The 17057-nt window shown below is 56.6% G+C and carries 19 protein-coding genes; 13 read left to right on the top strand and 6 right to left on the bottom strand.

Features of this window, described 5'->3' with window-relative positions; all coding sequences use genetic code 11:
• Positions 1-102: 102 nt before the first annotated feature.
• From petA to G7069_RS00620, 5 genes are read left to right on the top strand one after another with little or no spacing between them, the layout of a single operon-like run.
• Positions 103-714 (top strand): ubiquinol-cytochrome c reductase iron-sulfur subunit, encoded by a 612-nt coding sequence (petA, locus tag G7069_RS00640; protein WP_166293331.1) that lies wholly within the window; start codon positions 103-105, stop codon positions 712-714.
• 5 nt (positions 715-719) lie between these two features.
• Positions 720-1991: a cytochrome bc complex cytochrome b subunit gene (locus G7069_RS00635; protein ID WP_166293330.1), complete on the top strand. Its 1272-nt coding sequence runs from the start codon at positions 720-722 to the stop codon at positions 1989-1991.
• Positions 1984-2733, top strand: a complete 750-nt coding sequence (locus G7069_RS00630) for a cytochrome c1 (RefSeq protein ID WP_166293329.1) — start codon at positions 1984-1986, stop codon at positions 2731-2733. Before G7069_RS00635 ends, G7069_RS00630 begins: the two co-directional genes overlap by 8 nt.
• A complete protein-coding gene (locus G7069_RS00625; protein ID WP_166293328.1) occupies positions 2733-3389 on the top strand; it encodes a glutathione S-transferase N-terminal domain-containing protein in 657 nt (218 codons plus the stop codon). The genes G7069_RS00630 and G7069_RS00625 overlap by 1 nt, the downstream gene beginning before the upstream one ends.
• 18 nt (positions 3390-3407) lie before the next feature.
• Positions 3408-3878, top strand: coding sequence for a ClpXP protease specificity-enhancing factor (locus G7069_RS00620; protein WP_240912594.1), 471 nt, complete (start codon positions 3408-3410; stop codon positions 3876-3878).
• A 23-nt stretch (positions 3879-3901) separates the two neighbouring features.
• Here the strand turns inward: G7069_RS00620 and G7069_RS00615 are convergent, their stop codons facing one another.
• The 4 genes from G7069_RS00615 to G7069_RS00600 all read right to left on the bottom strand — a co-directional run bounded on the left by G7069_RS00615 (position 3902) and on the right by G7069_RS00600 (position 6448).
• Positions 3902-4222 (bottom strand): DUF3301 domain-containing protein, encoded by a 321-nt coding sequence (locus tag G7069_RS00615; protein WP_166297380.1) that lies wholly within the window; start codon positions 4220-4222, stop codon positions 3902-3904.
• 67 nt (positions 4223-4289) lie between these two features.
• Positions 4290-5258 (bottom strand): DUF2272 domain-containing protein, encoded by a 969-nt coding sequence (locus G7069_RS00610; RefSeq protein ID WP_166293327.1) that lies wholly within the window; start codon positions 5256-5258, stop codon positions 4290-4292.
• Positions 5259-5306: 48 nt separating this feature from the next.
• A complete protein-coding gene (gene nadC, locus G7069_RS00605) occupies positions 5307-6188 on the bottom strand; it encodes a carboxylating nicotinate-nucleotide diphosphorylase (protein WP_166293326.1) in 882 nt (293 codons plus the stop codon).
• The gene (locus G7069_RS00600) at positions 6185-6448 is read right to left on the bottom strand and encodes a Trm112 family protein (RefSeq protein ID WP_166293325.1); all 264 of its coding nucleotides are present in this window, start codon (positions 6446-6448) and stop codon (positions 6185-6187) included. Before G7069_RS00600 ends, nadC begins: the two co-directional genes overlap by 4 nt.
• Positions 6449-6506: 58 nt before the next feature.
• Between G7069_RS00600 and purE the strand changes: the two genes are divergently transcribed.
• The 3 genes from purE to G7069_RS00585 are packed head-to-tail and all read left to right on the top strand — an operon-like array spanning position 6507 to position 8777.
• Positions 6507-7010 (top strand): 5-(carboxyamino)imidazole ribonucleotide mutase, encoded by a 504-nt coding sequence (gene purE, locus G7069_RS00595; protein ID WP_166293324.1) that lies wholly within the window; start codon positions 6507-6509, stop codon positions 7008-7010.
• Positions 7007-8155, top strand: coding sequence for a 5-(carboxyamino)imidazole ribonucleotide synthase (locus G7069_RS00590; protein ID WP_166293323.1), 1149 nt, complete (start codon positions 7007-7009; stop codon positions 8153-8155). The genes purE and G7069_RS00590 overlap by 4 nt, the downstream gene beginning before the upstream one ends.
• 19 nt (positions 8156-8174) lie before the next feature.
• Entirely contained in the window at positions 8175-8777 is a 603-nt protein-coding gene (locus G7069_RS00585; RefSeq protein ID WP_166293322.1) for a hypothetical protein, read from the top strand.
• 55 nt (positions 8778-8832) lie between these two features.
• Here G7069_RS00585 and sodB read toward each other — a convergent pair whose 3' ends face one another.
• The gene (gene sodB / locus G7069_RS00580; RefSeq protein ID WP_166293321.1) at positions 8833-9414 is read right to left on the bottom strand and encodes a superoxide dismutase [Fe]; all 582 of its coding nucleotides are present in this window, start codon (positions 9412-9414) and stop codon (positions 8833-8835) included.
• A 94-nt stretch (positions 9415-9508) separates the two neighbouring features.
• Between sodB and grxD the strand changes: the two genes are divergently transcribed.
• The 5 genes from grxD to ppnN all read left to right on the top strand — a co-directional run bounded on the left by grxD (position 9509) and on the right by ppnN (position 15997).
• Complete coding sequence (gene grxD / locus G7069_RS00575) at positions 9509-9829, top strand: Grx4 family monothiol glutaredoxin (RefSeq protein ID WP_166297378.1); 321 nt, start codon at positions 9509-9511, stop codon at positions 9827-9829.
• Entirely contained in the window at positions 9826-10536 is a 711-nt protein-coding gene (locus tag G7069_RS00570; protein WP_166293320.1) for an SDR family NAD(P)-dependent oxidoreductase, read from the top strand. Before grxD ends, G7069_RS00570 begins: the two co-directional genes overlap by 4 nt.
• Positions 10533-11126 (top strand): MarC family protein, encoded by a 594-nt coding sequence (locus G7069_RS00565; protein WP_166293319.1) that lies wholly within the window; start codon positions 10533-10535, stop codon positions 11124-11126. The genes G7069_RS00570 and G7069_RS00565 overlap by 4 nt, the downstream gene beginning before the upstream one ends.
• 183 nt (positions 11127-11309) lie before the next feature.
• Complete coding sequence (locus G7069_RS00560; RefSeq protein WP_166293318.1) at positions 11310-14498, top strand: TonB-dependent receptor; 3189 nt, start codon at positions 11310-11312, stop codon at positions 14496-14498.
• An 80-nt stretch (positions 14499-14578) separates the two neighbouring features.
• Positions 14579-15997 carry a nucleotide 5'-monophosphate nucleosidase PpnN gene (gene ppnN, locus G7069_RS00555; protein WP_166293317.1) on the top strand — a complete coding sequence of 473 codons (1419 nt, stop codon included), beginning with the start codon at positions 14579-14581 and terminating at the stop codon, positions 15995-15997.
• Between the two features lies 1 nt (position 15998).
• Here the strand turns inward: ppnN and G7069_RS00550 are convergent, their stop codons facing one another.
• A complete protein-coding gene (locus G7069_RS00550; RefSeq protein ID WP_166293316.1) occupies positions 15999-17000 on the bottom strand; it encodes a histidine kinase in 1002 nt (333 codons plus the stop codon).
• Positions 17001-17057 lie beyond the last annotated feature (57 nt).

The following is a 17057-nucleotide window of genomic DNA, read 5'->3' as shown; positions in this document are numbered from 1 at the left end:
TATTGTGGTTTCGTTAAGCGTTCCGTAAACTTGTGGGTCATGTGCAAACAGGATTTCACCTGTTTGTCGCCAGATTGCCAAAATCACGTTGCGGAGTGCCGAATGGCCCACGATGAAGTTCACGGTCCGAATGATCCGGGCCGGCGCAGGTTCCTGACAGCTACCACAGCCGTGGTAGGTGCGGTCGGCGCAGGTTTCGCTGCAGTTCCTTTTATTAAGTCCTGGAACCCGAGCGCACGCGCGAAAGTCGCGGGTGGCCCGGTCAATGTGTCCATCGGTGAACTCGCCGAAGGCCAGCAATTGAGCGGCATCGCATGGCGCGGTTCGCCGATCTTCGTGATGAAGCGTTCGCCGGCCATGCTCGCGACCTTGAAGCAAATGGATCCCTTGGTTGCGGATCCCAAGTCCGACAACACGGACCAGCAGCCCAAGTACGCGCAAAACGAACACCGTTCGTTGAAACCGGAAATCTTGGTCTTGATCGGCGTGTGCACCCACTTGGGTTGCGCGCCTGAATTGCATGCGGAAGTGAAGCCCATGCCGTTCGATCCCGATTGGAAGGGTGGCTATTTCTGCCCGTGCCACAAATCACGCTACGACATTGCCGGTCGCGTGCTGAAGGCGCAGCCGGCGCCGGCTAACTTGCCGGTGCCTCCGTATCATTTCGCCGATGACAGCACGCTTGTCATTGGTGTCGACCCGCAAGGAGTCTGATCCCAATGTCGAATATCGTGATGCGTACCGCGAACAATGTGATGGATTGGGTCAATGAGCGCGCACCTGCGCTGATGCCCATGTATCGCAAGCACATGACGGAGTACTACGCTCCGAAGAACTTCAACATCTGGTACATCTTCGGCATTTTGTCGACGGTGGTGCTGGTCAATCAGATCCTCACCGGTATCTTCTTGACCATGCACTTCAAGCCGAGCGCGAAAGAAGCGTTCGATTCGGTTGAATACATCATGCGTGATGTCGAATGGGGCTGGCTGATTCGCTATATGCATAGCACCGGCGCATCCCTGTTCTTTATCTGTATCTATTTGCACATGTTCCGCGGACTCATGTACGGCAGCTATCGCAAGCCGCGTGAGTTGGTGTGGCTGCTCGGTATGGTGATTTACCTCGTGCTGATGGCAGAAGCCTTCATGGGCTATGTCTTGCCGTGGGGTCAAATGTCGTACTGGGGTGCGAAGGTGATCATTTCGCTGTTCGGCGCGATTCCGGTGATTGGTACCGGATTGACCGAATGGATCATGGGTGACTTCAACCCGGGTGATGCCACGCTTAACCGCTTCTTCGCCTTGCACGTCATCGCACTGCCGTTGGTGTTGTTGCTGCTCGTGGTCTTGCACTTGGGTGCATTGCACGAAGTCGGTTCGAACAACCCGGACGGCGTTGAAATCAAGAAGGGCCCGAAGGGCAACCGCTGGTCGCCGACGGCACCGGCAGACGGCGTCCCGTTCCACCCGTATTACACGGTGAAGGACACCTTCTATGTCGGCTGCTTCCTGATGGTCGCCGCCTTCATCATCTTCTTCATTCCGAACTTTGGTGGTCTGTTCCTCGAACACGACAACTTCACCGCGGCCGATCCGTTGGTCACGCCTGCACACATCAAGCCGGTGTGGTACTTCACGCCGTACTACGCGATGTTGCGTGTGGTGCCGTCGTTCTTTGGTATCAAGCTGTGGGGCGTGTTGGTCATGGGTGGCGCGATTGTCGTGCTCTTCCTGTTGCCTTGGCTCGACCGTTCCAAGGTCAAGAGCTACCGCTACCGTGGTCCGCTGTCCTGGATCATGCTGGGCCTGTTCGTTGTGAGCTTCGTTTGGCTTGGCATCATCGGTGGTGGCCCGGGTACTGATCCGAGTGAGGCCATCATTGGTCGCATCTTGACCGTGTACTACTTCCTCTTCTTCTTGACGATGCCGATCTGGACTTCAATTGATAAGACCAAGCCGGTTCCGCAACGGGTGACCATGCATGACTAAGTTCTCCGCTCTCAAAGTGTTTGCCTTGGTGGCAGGCCTGTACTTGGGCGGCGTCCAAGTGGCGTCAGCGAGCGAAGGCGGTAACACGCAGCAGGCTGGTGTCGATCTGACCGACCGCGGTTCCTTGCAACGCGGCGCGAAGTACTACGTGAACTATTGCGCGGGCTGTCACTCGTTGAAGCATCTGCGCTACAACCGTTTGGCAGAAGACCTCGGCCTGAGTGAGAAAGACGTTCAAGAACAACTGAACCTCAACGGTGCCCAGTTCGGCGACCACATTCTGTCGTCGATGACGCCGGAAATGGCGCAGGCTGCATTCAACAAAATGCCGCCGGATCTGAGCCTGATTTCGCGCGTGCGCGGTGACGACTGGGTGTATACCTACTTGAAGTCGTTCTATCTCGACGAAACCCGTCCGGTTGGTTGGAACAACACCTTGTTCCCCGGTGCATCCATGCCGAACCCCTTGTGGTCACTGCAAGGCGTGCAACAACCGGTCTACGGCAAGGCCGACGTCACAGGCGAACGCCCGGTTGAACGTCTTGAGTTGGCGCACGAAGGCAGCTTGAAGCCGCGTGAGTTTGACCAAGTGGCACGTGATATCACCGCTTTCCTCGTCTATGCAGGCGAGCCGGCTGTGATGAAACGTCCTGCCTTGGGTGTCTGGGTGTTGCTCTTCCTCGCCATCTTCACATTGTTGGCTTGGCTCCTCAAAAACGAGTATTGGAAGGACGTGCATTGATGATCGACAAGGGATTGTTGGCGAGCTCGCCTGTTCGCGCCCGTAATGGACTCACGCTGTATTCCGCGCTTGATGACGTGGTTTGCCATCGCGTGCGCTTGGTACTGGCCGCAAAAGGCGTGCCCTACGATCTCGTTCCCGTCGATCCGCAAGCACCGCCGGAAGACCTGATCGATCTGAATCCGTATCAATCAGTGCCGACCTTGGTTGAGCGCGATCTGGTGCTGTACGCAGCCTTGGTTGTCACGGAATTCCTTGATGAGCGTTATCCGCATCCAGCACTGATGCCGATGGACCCCATCTCGCGCGCACGCGTTCGCCTGGCAACCTTGCGCATCGAGCACGAATGGGTGCCGCAAGTGCAGGCCATTCAAATGGGCAACAAGACGCAGGCCGACGCCGGTCGCAAGCGTTTGACGGAGTTGCTGACCGCGGCTATCCCGCTCTTTAAGGCAAGCAAGTTCTTCTTGAACAGCGAAATGTCGTTGGCCGATTGCGCGATGGCACCGATTATTTGGCGTTTGGAAGCGTTGAACATTCCGTTGCCGAAAGACGGCAAGGCGATCGAAGATTACGGCAACCGAATCTTCCGCAATCCGGGCTTCGCACGTAGCTTGACCGAAGCCGAGCGCAAACTGCGCGTTCTGCCTGAATAATCAGGCAGGATTGCCGCAATGCACATGACACCGCAGCGTCCGTACCTTGTACGGGCGATGTATGCGTGGATTGTCGATAACGGCCTCACACCGCATTTGTTGGTGGATGCCACACAAGCCAATGTGCACATTCCCGCGGGCGCGGCACAAGACGGCAAGGTGGTTTTGAATATCGCCGCACGGGCCACGCAAGGGCTCGATATCGGCGACGACGCCATTACTTTTTCGGCGCGCTTTAATGGCGTCAGCCAATCTTTGTATCTACCGATGTCTTCGATCATCGCCGTCTACGCGCGCGAAACGGGCGCGGGGATGGGCATGCCGCCGGAGGCAGCGTTCGCCTCTGGCGAAAGTGCATCAGACACTGGTGAACACATGCCACCTGCATCCATGGAAGTACCGGAAGCAGCGGCGACCGACAGTGACACACCGCCGGACGACACACCGACGCCGCCTAAGCGTGGCGCACATTTGCGGATTGTGAAGTAACGCGCTACTACGTGCGTTGCGACTTAGTGGAGTGAGGTCACTTCGCGTGTGGGCCCGACAAACCCTGTCAGCCTGCCATCGCGCAGCACGAGGCGGCCTTCGTGACGTTCTGCGCCATCGTGCGAATACTCGAAGCGATACGTGCGCTCCAAAACGAGCCAGCCTTGATCGCTTCTGGCCCATTTTGATTTGACGTGTTGAACGCTTTCATCCAGCCACTGCACGCCCGCGGCGTGACAAGCATTACGTCCCAACTCGCGCGCCCGGTCTGCGGCCTTTCGTGAGCTGTCCCACCAAAAGAACAGCAGCATGAATGCAATGAGCGCAAACAGCGCTTCGCCCATCATGCTGCGCGCCCCAAATCAAATCCAAATCCCGTCACGTCCCAAACTCCCCAATCAATGACAAGACTCAAGGCATGCGTAGCCTGAGTACCGCCGCCCAGTTTTGGCGATTCAAGCTGCAATTGCCTTCATTTGCAGGCGTACAGCCCGTGCCGCCCGAATCTTCATCGTCACTCGTTGCTTGAAAGCTCGTCGGACGCGGCAAGATCGCGATGCCACGATCATCCAAGCGCAATTTGCGCAAGGTGACACCGTTCAACACATTCCCACCCACGGTTTCCATGAGTTTGTTGGTGCGATCAATTTTGGTGACGACGTCGCAATGCGAAGCCTGGCGTAAAGAGGGATTGTTATCGAATGCAGCGGCCAAACCTTCGTAGCCAACGATGGCTTGCGTGTTGCGTACATAGCAAAGCAAGTCACCAGGTGCGGGCTGCGTCGTGGCCGGATTCATCATCAAGAACGGGCCGGTGTTGTTGTACGCATCGCGAATGTAATCAATGTGTGCGGGGGAGGTGTTGAAAGTCGTTACGCCCGCTTGCAACATCACATACGAAATAAAGGCGGCCGACCAAGGGTTGTCGAGCAGAAACGCGCGACACTCGGCGGTCGAGTAACTTATGCTTTGGCAGGCACTCGCGCCACTGATGCCGCTGTCCATCATCGAATACAGGGTGCCGCTATTGCGCCAATAGGTCACGACCTTTTCCCAGCTAGGCGTGCCATCGGCCAAGCGCACTTTTTCGGACTCAGTCGTGCGCTGATAGCGAAGGCCACCATTGACGTCGATAAACGGCTGGTACCAGTTGTAATTCTCGCGAAGTGCCACTTGCACAATTCGCGACGCCGTGGAGCCACCGTATACAGGTCCGGCAGGAACGGCTGCACCGGGTGCTTTCGGCTCAGTGGGTTGCGAAGCGCCGTTGTTAGGCGCAGTCACCACAGGCGGCGGCGCTTTTTTCGGTGGTGGCGTACTTGCACAGCCGGCCAACGCCAAGCTGCTTGCAGCGGCTAACACCCAGTTCGAAATGTGCATGTCCATTGCTCCTGAATTCGAATGCGATAACGCTACCAGCCGGACCGTTCACCCATGCTGAACTGGCGGCGGTCCCAACTTCAATGAGAAATCGATGGCGTGAACGTGTTTCGTGAGTGCACCAATGGACACGTAATCGACGCCATCTTCTGCGATTGCGCGAATGGTCTGCATATCGACACCGCCCGACACTTCAAGCGGCGTGCGGCTGCCACCTTCCGTGCGCGCAATGTGCACTGCTGCCTTGCGCATGTCGGCGTCGAAATCATCGATCAAGATGCGCGTGCAGTTCGTTTGCAGCGCTTCGCGCAATTGCTCGAACGTTTCCACTTCAATGATCAGCGGCGCATCCGGATACATCGTGCGCGCATGCGCAGCGGCAGCACTCAGTGATCCTGCTGCACGAATGTGGTTTTCTTTCAACATCACGGCATCAAACAAGCCAATGCGATGGTTTTCACCGCCGCCCATGCGCACTGCGTATTTTTGTGCCATGCGCAGGCCGGGCAGGGTTTTGCGTGTATCGAGCACTTTTGTGGCGCGCCCACCAATCGCAGCGACATAGGCGGCCGTTGTGGTGGCGGTACCCGACAAGGTTTGCAAGAAATTCAACGAAGGACGTTCAGCACTGACCAACGCGCGGTTCATCCCGTGCAGCAGCGCCATGACCGTGCCTTTGCGCACGTGATCGCCCTCTTCAACTTGCCAAGTGATCACCACATTCGGATCGAGCGCTTTGTGACAGGCATCGAACCACGGGCGACCCGCGACAACGCAGTCTTCTTTGCAGAGCAAATAGGCGGAATCAGGTGCATCCGGCAGCAAGCTCGCGGTCAAATCGCCGCTACCCAGATCTTCGCGGAAGGCTTTCGCGACGTCTTCTGCCACGACCTCCGGCAAGGGCGGCACAATTTGCAGACTACGGCTCATGCGGCCTTGAATCCCAGCGCCGCCGCATCTGCGAAGGCTTCCGGCAGCAAAACGGGAATTCCGTCGTCCACGCGATACAGGCGTTTGCCATCGCGGGTGATCAGGGCTTCCTTCAGTGTTTCGCTTTGGAGATCGTCGCCGAATGCCACACCATTGGCTTCAATCGCGGTATTAAGCGTCTTGAGTTGTGTCGGATCGAGCAGCGAAAGCGGCTGGCGAGTCACGGGGCACACCAACAGGTCGAGCAATTTCTTATCCATTGAATTTCGCGATTGCGTGGGTGATGGCTAGAATACGTCTTTAGCTGTGGAGAACATAATGTTGTCCGATTCCAAGACCCCTTTGGTGGGCATCGTGATGGGCTCCCGCTCAGACTGGGAAACCATGCGGCCTGCGTCCGAAAAGCTCGATGCTCTGGGCGTTCCACACGAAGTGCGCGTGGTTTCAGCGCACCGGACGCCTGACCTGCTGTTCTCCTATGCCGCAGATGCCCAGGGCCGCGGATTGCGCGCAATTATTGCGGGCGCCGGCGGTGCAGCGCATTTGCCGGGCATGCTGGCGTCGAAGACGCGCGTGCCGATCCTCGGGGTGCCCGTGCAGTCTCGCGCACTGAACGGCTTGGATTCCTTGCTTTCAATTGTGCAAATGCCGGCCGGTATTCCCGTCGCCACCTTCGCAATTGGCGTGGCGGGCTCGGCGAATGCCGCACTCTTCGCTGCCTCACTGTTGGCGCACGATCATCCCGAAATCGCCAAGGCGCTTGACGCATTTAGAACAGAACAAACCGAAGCCGTCTTGCAAAACGACGATCCGCGCAAATGACCACCGTTGGCATTCTCGGCGGGGGACAACTCGCGCGCATGATGGCCTTGGCCGGTGCGCCTTTGGGCTTGCGATTTCTGGTGTTGGACAGCGTGGAAGATGCGTGTGCGGGTCAATTTGCGCCGCTCTTGCTGGGTGACTATCGCGATGAGAATGCATTGGCACAGTTCTCTTCAGAAGTGGATGTCGCCACCTTTGATTTTGAAAACGTACCCGCTGAAAGCGCCGAATGGCTCACGCAATTCGTGCCTGTCTTCCCGAACCCGCGCGCCTTAGCCACCGCGCAAGATCGCTTGGCCGAGAAAACTTTGTTCCAACAACTCGGCATTCCGGTGCCGGCATTCGCAGACATCACCTCGCGTGCAGATCTTGAAGCCGCGGTGCACACCTTGGGCGCACCCTGCATTCTGAAAACGCGTCGACTTGGCTATGACGGCAAAGGGCAACATCGCATTCGCGACAATTCGCCCGCGTCCATTGATGCGGCATGGGATGCGCTGGGTGCACAAGCGTTTTCAACCGGCCTCATTCTCGAAGCGTTTGTGCATTTCGATCGCGAGTTGAGCGTCGTGGCAGTGCGCGGGCGCAATGGCGAATTCCAAACCTGGCCGCTGACCGAAAACTGGCACGTCGATGGTGTGCTGTCGGCGAGCCTTGCCCCGGCACGCGTCGATGATGCGCTGGCAGCGCGCGCGACCGGCTATGCCAAAGCATTGGTTGAAGCATTGGACTACGTGGGTGTTTGCGCGCTCGAACTCTTTTGCAAAGACGGCGAACTCATGGCCAACGAATTGGCACCACGCGTGCACAATTCGGGCCATTGGACATTGGAAGGTAGCGAGACCTCGCAGTTCGAAAATCACCTGCGTGCCGTGCTCGGCCTGCCCTTGGGCAGCACACGTATGATCGGCCATGCGTGCATGTTGAATTGGATCGGCGACATGCCCGATCCGACACCCATCCTGCGTGATGCGTGCGGCCATTGGCACGACTATGGAAAACAACCGCGTGCGGGTCGCAAAGTGGGTCATGCGACCTTGCGTGCAGATTCAGCGCAGGAACTTTCGCGTGCGCTCGAGCGCGTAGGGGGAGAGCTGTCACGAAAAGAACAAGTTTTACCGGTGATTCACGCACTCTCGAATTAATTCGTTGCAAGATATGGGGATGAAAAAAATCCCCCACTTACTCTCCGTTTCATTCCTCGCGTTTGCATTCACTGCATGCAGTAGTGCAGATAACTCTGAAAACCCCACACATGCGGCGGCCGCGGCAAAAAAGTCCGCCAAAAAGAACGATGTTGCAATCGTCAACAATCCAGTGACCTCGGTGGCTGTGACCGATGCCCAGGGTCAGCCCTCTATGGCGTTCATCGACCGCTTGCCGGTCGGTTTTGTGATCCGTGCCACATGTGAATCCGGTACGTGTGATTGGTTGAAAGTCACGCAGGTCGAACGCGGCGGCATCGACTCAGAACCCAAGTTCAATTTCGATTTTCAACGCGGCGAAACCATGCATTCGTCCGACTACCCGGTCGATGCGAAGGGCGTTCAAATTCGTTGGTTGAGCGACAAACCGAAAGGTGTCGTGGTGTGCTCGCGCCAGCACCCGTATGCATCGATTGGCGGGCAGGGTGATGATTTGAAATTGTCACCCGCAGGTGTCGGCGGTGCGCTGCAAATTCCGGCGAATACTTACTTTGCGGCCTGCCATGGTGAGTCAGGCGACGATGCCTCGCTGGCGGCCAAGTATGGGTATAACTTGAAGTAAAACAGCAAAAGCACTCAGCCGCGTTTTAGCGCGGCTGAGATGCGATGTGATGCGTTTAGGCCTTCATGTTTCCAGCAACAAAATCCCAATTCACCAAGTTCCAGAAGTGTTCCAGATACTTCGGGCGCAGATTGCGATAGTCGATGTAGTACGCGTGTTCCCACACGTCGCAGGTCATCAGCGGCGTGTCGTCACCGGTGAGCGGTGTCGCAGCATTCGACGTGCTGACCAAAGCCACCGTGCCGTCTTTACGTTGAACCAACCAAGCCCAGCCCGAACCAAAGGTCTTCACTGCGGTGTCGGTAAATTGTGCTTTGAACTTTTCAAAGTCACCGAAAGCGGCATTGATGGCATCGGCCAACTTGCCGGTCGGTTCGCCGCCGCCTTGCGGCTTCATGCAGTTCCAATAGAACGTGTGGTTCCAGATCTGGGCTGCGTTATTGAACACGCCACCGTCCGATTGCTTGACGATGTCTTCGAGTGACATATCGGCGAATTTCGTGCCGTCAATCAACTTGTTGAGGTTGTCAACATACGACTTGTGATGTTTTCCGTAGTGGAAGTCGATCGTTTCGCCCGAAATATGCGGTTCAAGTGCGGTGCGGTCGTAGGGTAGTGCGGGCAGTTCGATGGCCATGCGGCGACTCCAAGTTTGAATGCTGCGGGTTTACAATGGCTCATTGTAATTTCACTGGCGTTGGCGTGCTGTCATGACCAACCTTGGAGCTGACATGAATGTGATCGACCGCATCAAAGAAACCGTTGAATCGAAGCCGATCGTGCTGTTTATGAAAGGTACGCCGCAATTCCCGATGTGTGGTTTCTCAAGTCGGACGGTGCAAGCCTTGAAAGCCGCAGGTGTCGAAAACCTCGCTTCGGTCAATGTGTTGGAAGATCCCGAGATCCGTGCCAATTTGCCGCGTTTCTCGAATTGGCCGACTTTCCCGCAGTTGTTCATTAAGGGTGAACTGATCGGCGGCTGCGACATCGTCACCGAATTGCACGAATCCGGCGAGCTCTCCCGACTCGTGGCCGAAGCACAGCACGCATGACAGCAACGAAGCGACTGCAAGACAAGGTCATCCTTGTCTTGGGCGCACAAGGTGGGCTGGGTTCGGAAGCGGCGCGTAGCTTCGCCAGCGAAGGCGCGCAGGTCATTATTTCGGGGCGCAGTGTGCGCATGCTGGAAAAAGTGGCGAAGTCGATCGAGGCTGAAGGCCACTTCGTGCAGATGTACCCGTTGGATTTGGAAGGTGCATCGCCCGAACAACTGGCGGAAATGGTTGAGCGAATCGATGAGGCGCACGGTCGAATTGATGGCGTCTTTCATGCCGCGGCCCATTTTCCAGGCCTGACGCCGATTGAACTGACCGATCCGGCAGAAGTCGCGCGCGCGATCCACGTCAATTTGACCGCCAGCGTCTGGGCGACCATGGCGTGCTTGCCCGCCCTGCGTAAATCGGAAGCGGGTGTTGTTGCAATTGCACTCGATGACACCACGCGCACCTCAAAACCCTACTGGGGCGGTTACGGCTTGGCCAATGCTGCACGCCATGCCTTGGTGCCGATGCTCAAAGGGGAGCTCAGCAATACCGCCATCCAAGTTGTGGCGGTCACGCCGGGCCCGATGCGTACCGGGCTGCGTTCGCGCGCCTACATCGCGGAGCGCGACTTCACGGCCAAAATGCCCGGTGAGTATGCAGAGCTCTGTATTCGCGCCATGATGGGCGAAGCCACTACGGACATTGCAGACGCATGACCATCATCTCCGCTGCCTTGCTGTTGTTCCTGATCCTTGATCCGCTGGGCAACGTGCCTATCGTGTTGGGACTGCTGCGACCTTTGCCCGCTGCGCGTCAACGCAAAATCATCATGCGCGAAATCTTGATCGCGTTCGTTGTACTGATGATTTTCCTTTGGTTCGGCCGTTATGCACTCGAAGTCATGCATCTCGAGCAGCAGTCGGTGGCCATCGCCGGCGGCATCGTGTTGTTCTTGATCGGTATTCGAATGATCTTTCCGCCACCGGAAGGGATCATGGGCGAGCTGCCAGACGGCGAGCCCTTCATCGTGCCGCTGGCCGTGCCCATGATTGCTGGGCCCTCCGGCATGGCGACCGTGATGCTGATGGGGACGCAATATCCCGGACGTGAATGGGAGTGGAGCCTCGCACTGCTGATCGCGATTATCGCCACGGCTGTCATCCTTCTATCCTCGACGGCGCTGTACAAAGTCCTGGGTCCTCGTGTCCTCACGGCGGTGGAGCGCCTGATGGGCATGATCTTGGTCGCCATCTCAGTGCAGATGTTTCTGGACGGCATTAAGACCTATTTGGGTTCCGTGCCCTAATCCAAGGCTCAAAATAGTGTGACGGAGCGCACACATTCGGGAGCGCATCCTCCAAGACGTGTCACATGAATGTCACTGAAATGGCATACTATTTAACGCAGTTTTAATACATGCGCGACCGTGTGCTTTGGCATGACTACGGCCGCACCTTTTTTAGTCGTAGCCCTGGAATCGAGGCCATACATGCGAAATCCGAATCAACTCCGCAAGTCCAAGTTGGCACTTGGCTTGATGGCAGCGTTGGTCGCTGCACCTGTTTTTGCTCAAAGCACGTCGGCTAGTGTCGGCGGTCAAGTCACCGCTAACGGCGCGCCTGTCGCAGGTGCCGAAGTTGTTATTACGCACGTAGAGTCCGGCACCACCAGCCGCGTCACGACGGATGCGAACGGTCGCTATAACGCACGCGGTTTGCGCGTGGGTGGTCCGTACACGATCGCTGTATCCAAAGCCGGCTCGGGTAACGACACCGAAAGCAATGTTTACCTCAGCGTGAATCAAACCACGCAAGTGGACGCACAACTTGCGGGTGCGGCCAACAACACCTTTGACGCCATTAGCGTGTCTGCGATCGACGCCGCCGTGTTCTCGCCCCTGAAAGCGGGCGCGGGCACCAACGTTACCCGTCAAACGCTTGAAGCTTTGCCGTCTTCCAGTGGCAACATCCAGGACTACATGCGCCTCGATCCGCGCGTGACTTTTGTTGACCGCGCATCGGGCTCGATCAGTGCCGCTGGTCAAAACCCGCGCTACAACAGCATTCGCGTTGACGGCGTGTCGGCCAGCGATACCTTCGGCTTGGAAGGCAACAATATGCCGACCCGTCGCCAACCGGTGGCCATGGACGCGATCGAAGCACTCGACATCGACTTGTCGAACTACGACGTCACGATTTCTGGCGCCACCGGCGCTGTTGTGAATGCTGTGACCAAGTCGGGTACGAACGAATTCCACGGTTCGGTATATGGCACTTTCCGTGATGGCGAATGGTTCGGCCGCGCACCGAAGGGCTATGGCTCGGACAAGATCAACGGCGACAAGTTCAATGGTTTCACCCAAGAAAAGACCTTGGGCGCAACCTTGGGCGGCCCGATCGTGAAGGACAAGCTGTTCTTCTTCGCGAACTACGAAAAGTACGAACAAGCAGCACCGGGTGCTGATCTCGCAGGTTCGCCTTATGGCGCCGGCGTCATCTCTGATGCCGATATCGCGCGCGTTCAAAGTGCATTCCAAGCGCGTTACGGCGTGCCGGCCGGCGGTCTCGCAAGCAATGGTGATACCACGCTGACTGAACGTGCTTTGAAGCTTGACTGGAACATCAGCGACGCACATCGCATGAGCTTCCGTTATAGCGACCTCGAACAAAGCAAGCTGCGCTTGAACGGCTTCAACAGCACCGGCGCTTCGTTGAGCTCGTACTGGTATCAGCACGACAAAAACATCAAGAACTATGTCGCCCAAGTCTTTAGCGATTGGACCGATTCGTTCTCGACAGAATTCAAGGTCAGCTTCCGTGACTACGCCGCTGTGCGTAACACGCCGACCGAAGGCACCCCTGAAATCCGCATCAGCTACGGCACGCGTCTGACCGACGGTGTTGCTTCGTCCCCGTACTTGTTCGTGGGTACCGAGTCGAACTCGCAGTACAACGAGCTGTACACGAAGACTTGGAACTACTTCGGTGCGGCCACTTGGGTCGTCGGCAACCACAACATCAAGTTTGGTGCTGATTACTCGACGAATGACATCTACAACATCTATGCACCGTTCGTAGATGGTCAGCTGTATTACAACAGCGTCAATGATTTCGTAAACAACAACCCGAGCTTCTCGATGATCCGCAACCCGTTGAACGGTGATGTGGACAACATGGCTGCGAAGTACAAGTACAACGCGCTCGGTTTGTTCGTTCAAGATCAGTGGTATGTCAACGACGCATTGACCTTGACCTACGGCTTGCGTGCAGACCGTTACACGGTTGACCACAAGCCGCCGTACAACGCACAAGCAGAAGCTGTGTGGGGTTACAACAACTCCGACGTGGGTGGTGGCAAGTTCTTGCTGCAACCGCGTATTGGTTTCAACTACAAGTTGAGCGACGAGTCGCTGGCACAAATCCGTGGTGGCTTGGGCTTGTTCCAAGGCGACTCCCCGCAAGTGTGGTTGAGCAACTCCTACAACACCTACGGCCCGAACTACACGCAAGTTGAGCAGTACTACTTCTCATCGCGTCCGCCGAGCCGCCCTGCGCAAAGCGTCAACTTCGCATCGCCTGATTTCGAACAACCGTCGGTGTGGAAAGCGAACTTGGCCGTCGACTTCGGCTTGCCGTGGTACGGCATGATCTTCTCGGCTGAAATGATGGCCACGGAAGTGAACTCCGCGCTGTACTACAAGAAGCTTGATATGTACCGCGTCAGCCGTGTTGGTCCGGACGGCCGTGATTTGTTCTGGGGTAACACCGCCCAAAACAGCACCGCACGTGCCAACCGCCCGTCGGGCTGGGGTGACGTGTACATGATCGACAGCACCGACAAGGGTTCGACCCAGCAGTTCACGGTGAGTTTGTCGAAGCCGATGACCAAGGCCAGCGATTGGTCGTGGAGCTTGGCTTACACCTACACCAATGCGAATGAAGTCGGTTCCTTGACCAGCTCGACCGCAAGCTCGGGTTACACCTATAGCCCGATCGCCAGCGCCAATGCTGAAACCGTTAACCGTTCGCGTTACGAAATTCGTGACCGCGTGTCGGGCAACCTGACCTGGAAGCACAACTTCTTCGGCAACTACGAAACCAAAATTGGTTTGGTCTATGAAGGCCGTAGCGGTCGTCCGTACAGCTGGGTGTACTACAGCGACATGAACGGTGACAGCCGCTCCTTCAACGACTTGTTGTACGTGCCGTCGGGCCCGGGCGACGTCCAATTCGGCACCTTGTCGAGTGCAGGCGTTTACACCGCGAACCCGGGTATGGAAGCAGCGTTCTTCGAGTACCTCAACAACAACAAGCAGCTGAACCGCTACCGCGGCACCATTGCACCGGCTAACGGAGGCCGTGCAGGCTGGGTGAACTTGTTCGACGTTCGCATTTCGCAAGAATTGCCGGGCTTCTGGAAAGGTCACAAGGCTGAAATCTGGGCCGACATCCAAAACGTCGGCAACATGATCAGCCGCGATTGGGGCAATGTGGTCGATTACGGCTTCTTTGCGACCACCGGTGTTGCCAACTACCAAGGCATCAATCCGGCAACCGGCAAGTACGTGTACAGCTTCACGGGCGCACAAAATCCGAACGTGGCCAACGGCGACGCAGACGGCTTCAACGTCGGCATCTCGCAGTGGTCGATCTCGGTGGGCCTGCGCTACAAGTTCTAATCGAACGAAGCGCAAAAAAAACGGTCGGGGAAACCCGGCCGTTTTTGTTTTTGCGAGGCGAAATTGTCTAAACTCTGTAGATGAATGATAAAAAAGCAGACGACTCGGCAACCGACCCGTTGCCTACCCTAGATGAAGTATTGACCACCGTAAACGCCAGCTTGTATCCGAAAGGACATCTGGACATTCTCTCCCGCGAAGAAGTGGCCCGATTGCGCGATGCATCGGCCGGCGGCATGCATGGCTTGCTCCGTAATTGCGCACTGGCAGTGTTGACCAGTGGCGCGCATTCCGACGACCCCAACGCTGCGGCCAATGCGTATCCGGACTTCGACATCCAAGTCCATCAACAAGACCGTGGCATTCGCATTGATCTGGTCAATGCACCCGGCATGGCATTCGTCGATGGACGCATCATTCGCGGTATCGCGGACTTGTTATTCGCCGTAGTGCGTGACTTGGTCTACACCGCAATTGAAATGGGGCCGGAGTACGCACAAGAACTGGAAACATCCGCCGGCATCACAGACAACGTGTTTCGCTTGCTGCGCAACGCACGTGTATTGAAACCGGGCGATCCGAATTTGGTCGTGTGTTGGGGCGGCCATTCAATTGGACGCGAAGAATACGAATACACCAAGCAAGTCGGTTATGAACTCGGCTTGCGCGCGCTCGATATTTGCACCGGCTGCGGTCCGGGCGCAATGAAGGGCCCAATGAAAGGCGCAACGATTGCGCACGCCAAGCAACGTAGAAGCAATTCTCGCTATATCGGTTTGACCGAGCCCGGCATCATTGCAGCTGAATCGCCGAACCCGATCGTCAACAACTTGGTGATCATGCCGGACATCGAGAAGCGTCTTGAAGGCTTCGTGCGGATGTCACACGGCATCATCGTGTTCCCGGGGGGTGTCGGTACCGCCGAAGAAATCTTGTATTTGCTCGGCGTTCTGTTGCGCGAAGAAAATCGCAAGCTGCCGATGCCGTTGATCTTGGCAGGTCCAAAATCCGCAGCGGCGTACTTCGAACAGATCGACCGGTTCATTCGTTTGACCTTGGGCGATGATGCGGCTTCACGCTACGAAATCATCGTTGGTCAACCTGAGTTGGTTGCACGCACGATGGTGAAGGGCATTCGCGCTGTACGTGAATACCGCATCGCCAATCGCGATTCGTTCTTCTTCAATTGGGCCATGGAAATTCCCTTTGAATTCCAAGTGCCGTTTGATCCGACCCACGAAGAAATGGCGGGACTGCAATTGCACAAGGGCAGGGCACCGCAAGATCTCGCGGCCGACTTGCGTCGCGCATTCTCAGGCATCGTGGCCGGCAACGTGAAAGAGCAGGGCGTGCGCAGAATCAAAGAACGCGGGCCATTTGAGATCCATGGCGACCCTGAAATCATGGAAGCGATGGACCATCTGTTGCGTGCTTTTGTCGATCAGCGCCGCATGAAAATCAGTGGCGAATATCAGCCCTGCTATCGCGTCGTTCGTTAATTCAACGCGGTAAGACGATGCGCGCTACATGGCGCGCATCGTTGTTTTCGGTTTCCAGAAAACCTTTGCCTTGTGTTGCTGCAAGGATTCTTGCCTTGACGCCTGCTATGCCGACTTTGTGTCCGGTTCTTGCGGACACCATGCTTTGCGCATCGCGATCGTTCTCAATCTCAATCTTGACTGAATTGCGCTCAGTCACCACGCGAATGACGACACTGCCTCCGGACAACAGAGGCTCGATGCCATGTCGAATGGCGTTTTCAACGAGCGGTTGAATAGAGAGCGAGGGCAGGGTGATGTCGGGCATCAGCTCTGGGTACTGACGGATGACCTTGAGACGTTCGCCGAATCGGATTTGCTCGATTTCAAGATACCGATCTGTCAATTCGAGTTCTTTTACCAAAGACACGACTTGCGTTTCTGCGAGCGCGGCGCGGAAAAGATCAGACAAATCCAGCAACACATGTTCTGCAGCATCGGGTCGGTCGTGGACCAAGGCAATCGCGGTATTCAACGTATTGAATAGAAAGTGCGGATCGACGCGCGCTTGAAGTGCGGAGAGCTCGGATTGCTTGGCCCGGTACTCTTGTGTTTGCGCGGCCCAGTGGCTGCGGAGCGCAAGCAAGCCGAACAGCAACATGCATAACAAGGCGCCGAATAGCCGCACGCCGGTGGCCATCACCTGTTGTGTCGGCGCAATCAGCCATTGGGCAATCCCAGACGACACGACCGTGAGTAGGAAGAGCAAGCTGATCGCCAGCGCAATCACACCCCAAACAGGCCAGCTCCGCAACGGTTTGCGGAAGAGATACAGCACCGACAGGGTGAAGAGGCAAATCCACTGGATGGCAAAGGAGAGCACGCCAAAGCGAATCAGTCGTGCCTCCTGAAGTTCCGGGGCCAAAACCAGGATCACCGCCAGCAATTCGCCCGCCGCAAACACACTGATCAGCGTGGCGGGTTCAAAAAGCGTGTCCAGGGGATGGCGACGTTCGGTGGTCATGTCCCATCTTAGCCGTCCTTGATGTCTGGCCGTTCAGCTACCATGAAAGGCCGCCCG

Source organism: Lysobacter sp. HDW10, from assembly GCF_011300685.1.
GTDB lineage: Bacteria > Pseudomonadota > Gammaproteobacteria > Xanthomonadales > Xanthomonadaceae > Solilutibacter.
The sequence above is the reverse complement of the archived record's forward strand: the minus strand, read 5'-3'. Positions and strand labels throughout refer to the sequence as shown.

What these genes read in the sequence shown, in the direction of transcription:
- petA (WP_166293331.1), top strand. Translation starts at nt 103, where the DNA reads ATGGCCCACGATGAAGTTCACGGTCCGAATGATCCGGGCCGGCGCAGG.
- G7069_RS00635 (WP_166293330.1), top strand. Translation starts at nt 720, where the DNA reads ATGTCGAATATCGTGATGCGTACCGCGAACAATGTGATGGATTGGGTC.
- G7069_RS00630 (WP_166293329.1), top strand. Translation starts at nt 1,984, where the DNA reads ATGACTAAGTTCTCCGCTCTCAAAGTGTTTGCCTTGGTGGCAGGCCTG.
- G7069_RS00625 (WP_166293328.1), top strand. Translation starts at nt 2,733, where the DNA reads ATGATCGACAAGGGATTGTTGGCGAGCTCGCCTGTTCGCGCCCGTAAT.
- G7069_RS00620 (WP_240912594.1), top strand. Translation starts at nt 3,408, where the DNA reads ATGCACATGACACCGCAGCGTCCGTACCTTGTACGGGCGATGTATGCG.
- G7069_RS00615 (WP_166297380.1), bottom strand. Translation starts at nt 4,222, where the DNA reads ATGGGCGAAGCGCTGTTTGCGCTCATTGCATTCATGCTGCTGTTCTTT.
- G7069_RS00610 (WP_166293327.1), bottom strand. Translation starts at nt 5,258, where the DNA reads ATGCACATTTCGAACTGGGTGTTAGCCGCTGCAAGCAGCTTGGCGTTG.
- nadC (WP_166293326.1), bottom strand. Translation starts at nt 6,188, where the DNA reads ATGAGCCGTAGTCTGCAAATTGTGCCGCCCTTGCCGGAGGTCGTGGCA.
- G7069_RS00600 (WP_166293325.1), bottom strand. Translation starts at nt 6,448, where the DNA reads ATGGATAAGAAATTGCTCGACCTGTTGGTGTGCCCCGTGACTCGCCAG.
- purE (WP_166293324.1), top strand. Translation starts at nt 6,507, where the DNA reads ATGTTGTCCGATTCCAAGACCCCTTTGGTGGGCATCGTGATGGGCTCC.
- G7069_RS00590 (WP_166293323.1), top strand. Translation starts at nt 7,007, where the DNA reads ATGACCACCGTTGGCATTCTCGGCGGGGGACAACTCGCGCGCATGATG.
- G7069_RS00585 (WP_166293322.1), top strand. Translation starts at nt 8,175, where the DNA reads ATGAAAAAAATCCCCCACTTACTCTCCGTTTCATTCCTCGCGTTTGCA.
- sodB (WP_166293321.1), bottom strand. Translation starts at nt 9,414, where the DNA reads ATGGCCATCGAACTGCCCGCACTACCCTACGACCGCACCGCACTTGAA.
- grxD (WP_166297378.1), top strand. Translation starts at nt 9,509, where the DNA reads ATGAATGTGATCGACCGCATCAAAGAAACCGTTGAATCGAAGCCGATC.
- G7069_RS00570 (WP_166293320.1), top strand. Translation starts at nt 9,826, where the DNA reads ATGACAGCAACGAAGCGACTGCAAGACAAGGTCATCCTTGTCTTGGGC.
- G7069_RS00565 (WP_166293319.1), top strand. Translation starts at nt 10,533, where the DNA reads ATGACCATCATCTCCGCTGCCTTGCTGTTGTTCCTGATCCTTGATCCG.
- G7069_RS00560 (WP_166293318.1), top strand. Translation starts at nt 11,310, where the DNA reads ATGCGAAATCCGAATCAACTCCGCAAGTCCAAGTTGGCACTTGGCTTG.
- ppnN (WP_166293317.1), top strand. Translation starts at nt 14,579, where the DNA reads ATGAATGATAAAAAAGCAGACGACTCGGCAACCGACCCGTTGCCTACC.
- G7069_RS00550 (WP_166293316.1), bottom strand. Translation starts at nt 17,000, where the DNA reads ATGACCACCGAACGTCGCCATCCCCTGGACACGCTTTTTGAACCCGCC.